We start from the raw sequence: 8,256 nt of genomic DNA, 5'->3' as shown, positions 1-8,256 counted from the left end.
TTATTATCCTTTTTTTGTCATTTTTAAATATTCTTCCATAATTTAATTATTTGGTATTTTGTGCAATAAATAAATAAAATTTTCTTGCAATTGTTACTATAAATTTATATTGAATAAAATATCTATATGAAATGGCAAATAAAAGGAGGAATGGAATGAGTATATTAGATTTACGACCTGAAAATTTTAAGAAAGCATTTCCTGATTCTAAAGTTATGCATGTCAATGGTAAATCGATTATACAATCAGCAATGAAAGAAGGGAATCACTGGGTTGTAATGGCAGTAAATACTCGTCATGAGATAGCTATACCGGGTATTATCAAGGCATCAATGGAACTAAATGCTCCGGTTATATATGAGCTTGCATTATCCGAAAGTGACTTATCAGGAGGATATACTGGTTTAACACCTAAAGATTTCATTACTCTGGTAGTAACTTTAAATGAAAGAATGGGAAATGTTGGCGAAAAAGCTGTTCCATTTACCTGCCACAGAGACCACACTACTGTACAGGAGCTGAGCAGGAAAGCATTTGATAAAGCAGATGCTCTCATTAAGGCTTCTATTGAAGCAGGGTATGGATCTTTTTCTATTGATGTGTCATTTTTGCCAATGGAGCAGAATATTGCGTTGAGTGCACTTTTAAGCGAACAGGTAGTAAGGGCAGGGTTAATGTATGAATCCGAAGTGGGGGAAATTGGGGGTGCTCATGGTAATTCTTCAGTAAGCGAGGCAGTTACCCTTGTTGAGGCACTTGCAAAGTTGGGTCAATGCCCCGATTTAATTGCAATAAATAATGGAACCACTCATGGAAATGTTCGTGGAAATATAGACTTGGAACTTACGTACAATACTTACAAAGCCATGGCTCCATGGGGAGTGGGGATAGCTCAGCATGGTACAACAGGTACTGCTATAGAAGATGTGGGTAAATTCTATAAGTACGGAATATTTAAAGCAAATGTTGGTACTACCTGGCAGAATGTGATATGGGGTATAGATACTGATGAGTATGGTGTAGCAGTGGAGAAAGGACCTTCATATCAAAAGAATCCTGATAAAGGCATTTCAATGGATTTATGGAAAAAGATGGAGGAGTATGCACTGGCAAATAATATGAAAGGTGGTAATATGAAGAAACTTTTCAAGCCTTTTAAAGAAGCAATGGCACAGGAGTATTACTCTAATAAAAAGATACAGGAAAGGGTAGACCAGGCAGTGTACGAAACGGCAGCTGCGTATTTTAAGGCATTGCAAGCTGTTGGTAAGGGTGATGATGTAAAAGCTCAGATGGAAAAAACTGTAAGTAAGAAGACGATTAAAGAGTCAAAAGAAAGAGACTACGAATAAACCAGAGTGTTACGATGAAAAAGGTGTGGTGGAAGCACGGGGTAATTTATCAGATTTACCCCCGTAGCTTCAATGATTCTAATAATGACGGCATTGGTGATATTAACGGCATCATTGAATCGCTGGATTATTTACAAAACCTTGGTATAGATGGAATATGGCTGTCGCCCATTTATCGATCCCCAATGTATGATTTTGGATATGATGTTAGTGATTATTGTGATATTGACCCTGTCTTTGGCACCCTTCACGATTTTAAAAAACTTGTAAAAGAAGCGGATAAGCGAAAGATTGCAATAATCATGGATATGGTTTTCAATCATACATCACATCTACATCCCTGGTTTTTGGAATCACGATCTTCAAAAGATAATCCTAAACGGGACTGGTATATCTGGCATCCAGGCAAAAATGGCAAGGTGCCAAATAACTGGATGGCTGCATTTGGTGGAAGAGCCTGGGAATGGGATCGGTTTACACAAGAGTATTACCTTCATTTGTTCACAAAGCAGCAACCTGATTTAAATTGGCGCAATCCCTACGTAAAAAAGGCAATGTTTGATGTGTTGAAGTTCTGGCTTGATCTTGGGGTAAAGGGATTTAGATTTGATGTCATTAATTTATTAGTTAAAGATAGTCAATTTAGAAATAATCCCTATAAGTTACGTTTCACTAATCCACGGAGGCATGATCAGCAATTACATAAATATGACCGGAATCAGCCTGAAACGCATGAAATTCTAAAAGAAATGCGTGTTTTGTTAGATAGTTATGGTGATATCATGAGTGTTGGTGAAATTTATCTGGATGAAGGGATAAAGGACCCAAACATTCCCGCATCATTTTTGGGAAATAATGATGAAATGCATCTAAATTTTAATTTTTCAACTATATTTGCATCATTTGATAGCCGTGAGTTACAAAAGATTTTTGTAGACTGGTACAATGCAATTGGCAATAAGGGATGGCCATGTCACGTCTTTTCCAATCATGATCAATCCCGAGCCATTACACGTATGGTAAAAAACGATACAATTAAGGCCAGGTTACTAGCGGTTTTGCTATTAACTCAAAGAGGAACTCCTTTTATATATTATGGCGAAGAAATTGGAATGGTTGATGGAAAGATTGCGCGCAAGGATATTCAGGATCCACTGGGAAAAAAATACTGGCCATTCCATAAAGGTAGGGATAAAGCACGCACTCCCATGCAGTGGGATGCAACTGAATATGCAGGCTTTTCAAAAGTAAAGCCATGGCTGCCGGTAAATCCTGATTATATCCATACCAATGTTGCGATACAGTCAAACGATGAAAACTCTTTGTTGCAATTATATAAACAATTAATTGCAGTACGAAAAGCTCATCGGGCGCTCTATGAAGGTGATATCGAATTTATACCTGCTGCAGACGATGTCATGATGTATAAACGTAACTGGCAAAGTGACCACTGTATAATCGCACTTAATTTTTCTTCATCAGCAAAAGAGGTTGTTCTTTCTGGCACATATAAACTCTTGCTGTCGTCTCTTAATACTAAAGCACAGAATAATAATTCACCAAAGATTTTACTGAAGCCTTATGAAGCAGTTATTTGTAGTAGTGCCTGAGAGCTACTGCAATGAGCTATCGCAACTGAATTATGGTAACTCCGTCACCACCTTCTTCTGGTTGGCCAGGGCGATAGTTTGTGGCATAGAACGAATGTTTTACATAATCTCGCACTGCCTTTTTCAACGAACCTGTCCCATGTCCGTGAATAACAACTACAGATGGAATATTCCTTTTTACCATCGCGTCCAATTCGTAATCTAATTTTTGCAAGGCCTCATCAACGCGCAGGCCTCTTAAGTCAATGGTATTGTATTGTGTTTGTATGGTTATAGGTACTGATGTAATTTGTTCTTTTGTCACTGTATATTTCTTTTTAGCTGCAACAGGTGTTGTTGATTCTACAATACAGTATACATCACTAAAAGAGAACCTGCTAGCTAAAGTCCCCATTCTAACTTTCACAACCTTTTCCCTGTAGTCTATTTCTTCTATTGTTCCATATTGTTGCAATGATGGAACATACACTTTCTTGCCTCTTTGTGCCAGTTCATCAGAGCAGGGCACCATATTGTCATGTGGTTTTTGCAATGTGTTTATTGTACCTTTGACTTTTTCCTGAAATGCGGTAATATCCTGAATAAGATTAGTTGCATCTTTCATGGACATGGATTGTATTTCCCTGATTCGGTCAACAATGCGATTTCGATATTCCTGCAGTTCATTAAAAAATGAAGTGGCTTGTTCTTTTGAAACTTTTTCAATTGTGCTCTGTAATTCGTTAATTTTTGTGTTATATTCTTCTTTTAATTTTTGTAGTTCTTGTTTAAGAAGCGATAGCTCCTGCTCCTTTTGTTGCAAAGCATGCGATTGCTCAGTAATTTTAGAAAGCAGTGCATCAACCGATTGCGATGAGGAATCAAGCAATGATAATGCTTTGTTAATAATTTCATCTGGGAGGGATAAATTTTTAGCTATTTCAATGGTGTAACTAGCACCTGGAATTCCAAGAAGAACCTGATAGGTAGGCTGCATGGAATTAATGTCAAAAATTACCGATGCATTTTCAAAGCGATTATCCCTGGATGCTATCTCTTTTAATTGCGAGTAGTGAGTAGTAACAGCTATAATTGAATTTTTACTAGCAAGATATTCCAGAACAGCCTGCGCAATGGCAGCGCCCTGTTTTGGGTCTGTTCCAACAATTATCTCATCTATTAGAACTAAGCTTTTGTCATTTGCCTTTTTTAGTATGCGTACTATATTTTTTATCTGTCCGCTGAATGTAGATAATGATTGCATCAGGTTTTGTTCATCTCCTATATCAACATATATATTTTCAAAATACCCAATAGTTGAATCAGGATTTGCAGTAATTGGTAATCCGTGTCTAACCATTAATGCAAACAAACCAAGCATTTTGAGTAAAACAGTTTTTCCTCCAGTATTGACCCCAGAAATCACAAGGCAATTGAATGATTTGCCACAATGTATAGAGCATGGAACTACTTTATCTTGCAATAGGATTGCTAATAAAGGGTGTCGAGCATTGATACATTCAAAATACGGGGTAGGTGAAACAGCAGGTGTGTGGGCATTGTAGACAATTGCAAACCGTGCGCATGCTGTGCAAAAATCTAGATAAGCCAATTTAGCTGAGTTATTTTTCAACTGAGTTGCATTGGAACCAATCTCAAAAGAAAGAATCTGCAATATACGTTCAATTTCACGCTGCAATTCAAGTTCCTTATATAATAATGTGTTATTTAGTTCATGAATGCTTTCTGGTTCAATAAAAAGAGTGGCACCTGAAGAAGAGATATCAAGAATAGTTCCTTTAATTTTGCTTTTATACGATGATTTAACCGGAATTACGTATCGGTTATTTTTTATTGTATATATTTTATCCTGTACTATGGGTTGGTAATTTTGTGAATGGATCAAGCTGTTTAAACTCTTCTGTATTGTGGAATGTAATTCAGTGATATCTCTTTGAATTTTCCGTAATATTGGATATGAATGCTCATTTAAATTACCATTTTCGGTAATTGATGAAGTTAATAGTTTAAAAAGATCATTGCAGTCGTCAATAGTGTTAAGTTCGGATAGTATTGATGTATCATAGTGAACTGATTTAAAGAAATCACAGATTCTGTGTTGCCCAACCAAAAATTGTCGTATTTTAAAAATTTCTTCTATTGTAAGTGTTGCACCTTTAGCTGCCTTATCCAGCAATAAAGTTATATCATATATACCGGTAAAATCTGGGTAATGCCCTACGCGTAGAATTTCTTTTACACAGTTTAGTTTGCTATATTGAGAAATTATCTCATGGAATTGAAGTGGCTGTAAATTATTACAATATTGCTTGCCTATTTCAGTAGAACAGAAATTTACAATATAGGATATAAGTGTATGCCATTCAAGCATTTGTGCTTCTTCATGTGTTATTAGCATATTATCGTTCATATCGGGGACCGGATAGTTATGTATATCTAATCATTTTGCTTCAAAATATCACAATAATACATACTATTATTTTTTTTCCAACAGAGAATACAAAGCTTCATAAAGATTTGGATAAGTAAAGTTAAATTTTGTTGAAATAAGAACATCAGGATGTACTTTTTGGCTGGATAAAATCAGTTCCTGGGCCATTTGCCCCAGCATCAGTGTAATAGCAAACTCAGGTATTTTAAATAAACACGGCCTGTGTAAAACCTTTGCCAGTGTTTTATAAAAATGCTTTGCTGTCACTGGATTTGGCGACACTGCATTTACCGGCCCGTGAATACTTCTGTTTTCAAGGCAATGTATAATAGAATTTACTTCATCATCAATGTGTATCCACGACATCCATTGTGAGCCGTCACCAAAATATCCCCCCAAATACCATTTAAATATTGGAATTAAAATTCTTAATAATCCTTCATTTTCTCCCAACACAAGCCCTGTCCGGATAATCACATGGCGTATACCAAAGTTAATTGCTTCCTTAGTAGAAGCTTCCCATTGAATTGCAACATCAGGTAAAAATCCTAATCCAGGGCTTGAATTTTCATTTAAGGATTCACTTCGTGTACCATAATAACCTATAGCAGAAGCTTGGATGATTACCTCAGGTTTCTTTTTTGCCTTTTTTATTGCGTCAATGACAGCATTTCCTGCTTGTAGCCGGCTTTGCAATATTTTTGTTTTTTTTTCATTTGTCCATCGTGTGCCTGCAATAGATTCGCCTGCTAAATTTATTATAGCGTAAGCTTCATTGACAAGATCTGCCCAACCTTCACCGGTTTTACCATCCCATGCAGTATATTTTAATGAAGCAGTATGTGATAAAAATTTTCCTGGGTTGCGTGTTAATATAATTACTGAATATCCTTTTGTAAGCAATTTTTGTGTAAGGTGAGTACCTATAAAACCTGTACCACCTGTTATAATTATTGTATTCATTTTGTTCTCCCTTTCATAATATGACAATTGTTATACCCCAATTGCCTGGTTTGTCAAAAAATGCTTTAACTCTGGGATCTTTTTTACAGTAGTTATGTACAATAGTTTTATTTACAGATTTTCCTTTGCCATGAATAATCTCAAGGCGCATATACCCTTTCTCTATTGCATTATTGATGAATTCCTCAAGAATACTTTTTATGTCACGAGGATGAAAGTAATGAAGATCTATAGTATCAAATAATTCTATATTGGTGTATTCATTTGAATTATTATTATGCTGATTTGCCATAGTTATAGAATATATGTGCATCCATACTACTATGTCAAGTAAGTGTTGATCTTGTATTTAATAAAATAAAAGTATACAATTGGTAATGTAAAATAAAAAATTTAAAATTAAATTATCCTTTTTTCTATTGACAATCATATACTCTGTCAGAGATTGATAGAGATTTATGTTTCATAGTTTGCAACTTTTATAGCTATATTTATCGCAGCACATCAATGACAAAAATTTATGGTGGATTATTTTTAAATGTTGATTAAAACCAAGGCACTGCTCTTTGATTTTGATGGGACCCTGGTTGATACCATGGAGGGGTTTGCTGATATTGCAGGAGAAGTTATTCATAGATTTCATCCTGAAATTTCATTTGATGAAGCACGAAAAAAATATCTTGAAACTTCTGGTGTTCCCTTTTTTCAGCAATTAGAAATAATTTTGCCAGGTGATCCAACAAACAAACAAAAAGCTGCAATCTTTGAGGAAACAAAAAAAGATGGCTTTTTTAAGTCCACATTTTCTGAAGAGGTGAGGTATGTAATAAACGAATTGCGAAGAAAAGGGTTTGTAGTTGGGGTATCATCAAATAATTTTCAATATCTAATTGAACAGTTTATAAATAGAGAAAATTTAAAATTTGACATTGTACTTGGATTTAAGGATGGTTTTGAAAAAGGTAAGCATCATTTTGAATATGTATTAGAACATTTTAATTTGCAAAAAGATGATTTGACTTTTGTAGGGGATTCGCTTAAAGATGCCGAAAAAGCTATTACAAACAATATAAAATTTATAGGTTTATGCGGGACCTTTACCAAAGAACAATTTTTACAGAAATATCCCAATATAGTGACGATTGAATCGTTAAAGGAGTTATTATCATGCGTGCAATTGTATTAGCTGCAGGTACTGGAAGCCGATTAGGTGAAATGACAAAAGATAAAACAAAAGGAATGGTAAAAGTCAATGGAAAACCTCTTATAGATTACCTTTTTGACTTTTTTGATCTAAATTTTTTTAATGAAATTATTGTTGTCGGTGGTTTTGCATTTAACGATTTAGAAAAGCATTTGAAGCAAAAGCAAATAGAAAATTTAAAAATACTTGAGAATAAAGATTATCACAAGGGGAATATTTTTACATTAATCACTGCACTGAAAACTTTTGCGCATGATTCATTTCTAATTACCAATGTTGACCATATCTATCCTAAAATTATGTTTGAAAAGATGAAACAATCATTCAGTAAAATTACTGCAATGTGTGATTTTGACAGGCAGTTGGGCCCTGATGATATGAAGGTTAAATTAGACACAGATAAAAAAACAATAGTTCACATTAGCAAGCAGCTTCATGACTTTGACTGTGGTTATATTGGTATGACATATGTAGATAGAACAATGGAAACAGTGTATAGAGATGCAGCCTATAAAGCTATAGAACGTTTTGGGGAAAAAGCAGTGGTTGAAAACATACTACAAATACTGGCGGAAAATCATAAAACAGCACCATCAATTTGTGATCTTTCTGGGTTTGGTTGGTACGAAGTGGATGATGAACATGATCTTATAAAGGCTGAAAAAGGGTTGTTTCAAAATCCAAATTTTTCGTAAT

7 protein-coding genes are annotated in these 8,256 nt (G+C 35.0%); 4 read left to right on the top strand and 3 right to left on the bottom strand.

Annotated elements, in window-relative coordinates; all coding sequences use genetic code 11:
- Positions 1 to 155: 155 nt before the first annotated feature.
- Both N3F66_08305 and N3F66_08300 read left to right on the top strand, forming a co-directional pair.
- Complete coding sequence (locus N3F66_08305; GenBank protein ID MCX8124151.1) at positions 156 to 1,352, top strand: class II fructose-bisphosphate aldolase; 1,197 nt, start codon at positions 156 to 158, stop codon at positions 1,350 to 1,352.
- 14 nt (positions 1,353 to 1,366) lie between these two features.
- Positions 1,367 to 2,962, top strand: coding sequence for an alpha-glucosidase (locus N3F66_08300; protein ID MCX8124150.1), 1,596 nt, complete (start codon positions 1,367 to 1,369; stop codon positions 2,960 to 2,962).
- A gap of 16 nt (positions 2,963 to 2,978) precedes the next feature.
- Here the strand turns inward: N3F66_08300 and N3F66_08295 are convergent, their stop codons facing one another.
- The 3 genes from N3F66_08295 to N3F66_08285 form a co-directional block, all read right to left on the bottom strand.
- On the bottom strand, positions 2,979 to 5,360 hold the full coding sequence (locus tag N3F66_08295) for an endonuclease MutS2 (GenBank protein MCX8124149.1): 2,382 nt from the start codon (positions 5,358 to 5,360) through the stop codon (positions 2,979 to 2,981).
- A 78-nt stretch (positions 5,361 to 5,438) separates the two neighbouring features.
- Positions 5,439 to 6,356 carry a TIGR01777 family oxidoreductase gene (locus N3F66_08290; GenBank protein ID MCX8124148.1) on the bottom strand — a complete coding sequence of 306 codons (918 nt, stop codon included), beginning with the start codon at positions 6,354 to 6,356 and terminating at the stop codon, positions 5,439 to 5,441.
- 13 nt (positions 6,357 to 6,369) lie between these two features.
- Positions 6,370 to 6,669, bottom strand: a complete 300-nt coding sequence (locus tag N3F66_08285; protein ID MCX8124147.1) for a Smr/MutS family protein — start codon at positions 6,667 to 6,669, stop codon at positions 6,370 to 6,372.
- Positions 6,670 to 6,894: 225 nt separating this feature from the next.
- Here N3F66_08285 and N3F66_08280 point away from each other — a divergent pair, with 225 nt between their 5' ends.
- Positions 6,895 to 7,542, top strand: coding sequence for an HAD hydrolase-like protein (locus N3F66_08280; GenBank protein ID MCX8124146.1), 648 nt, complete (start codon positions 6,895 to 6,897; stop codon positions 7,540 to 7,542).
- Positions 7,524 to 8,255, top strand: coding sequence for an NTP transferase domain-containing protein (locus N3F66_08275; GenBank protein MCX8124145.1), 732 nt, complete (start codon positions 7,524 to 7,526; stop codon positions 8,253 to 8,255). Before N3F66_08280 ends, N3F66_08275 begins: the two co-directional genes overlap by 19 nt.
- Position 8,256 lies beyond the last annotated feature (1 nt).

This window comes from Spirochaetota bacterium (genome assembly GCA_026414805.1).
In the GTDB taxonomy this organism is placed as follows: domain Bacteria; phylum Spirochaetota; class UBA4802; order UBA4802; family UB4802; genus UBA4802.
Note: the sequence above shows the minus strand (reverse complement) of the source record. Positions and strands in the feature narration are given on the sequence as shown.

Coding starts and splice junctions, on each gene's coding strand:
- N3F66_08305 (MCX8124151.1), top strand. CDS start 156: ATGAGTATATTAGATTTACGACCTGAAAATTTTAAGAAAGCATTTCCT.
- N3F66_08295 (MCX8124149.1), bottom strand. CDS start 5,360: ATGCTAATAACACATGAAGAAGCACAAATGCTTGAATGGCATACACTT.
- N3F66_08290 (MCX8124148.1), bottom strand. CDS start 6,356: ATGAATACAATAATTATAACAGGTGGTACAGGTTTTATAGGTACTCAC.
- N3F66_08285 (MCX8124147.1), bottom strand. CDS start 6,669: ATGCACATATATTCTATAACTATGGCAAATCAGCATAATAATAATTCA.
- N3F66_08300 (MCX8124150.1), top strand. CDS start 1,367: ATGAAAAAGGTGTGGTGGAAGCACGGGGTAATTTATCAGATTTACCCC.
- N3F66_08280 (MCX8124146.1), top strand. CDS start 6,895: ATGTTGATTAAAACCAAGGCACTGCTCTTTGATTTTGATGGGACCCTG.
- N3F66_08275 (MCX8124145.1), top strand. CDS start 7,524: ATGCGTGCAATTGTATTAGCTGCAGGTACTGGAAGCCGATTAGGTGAA.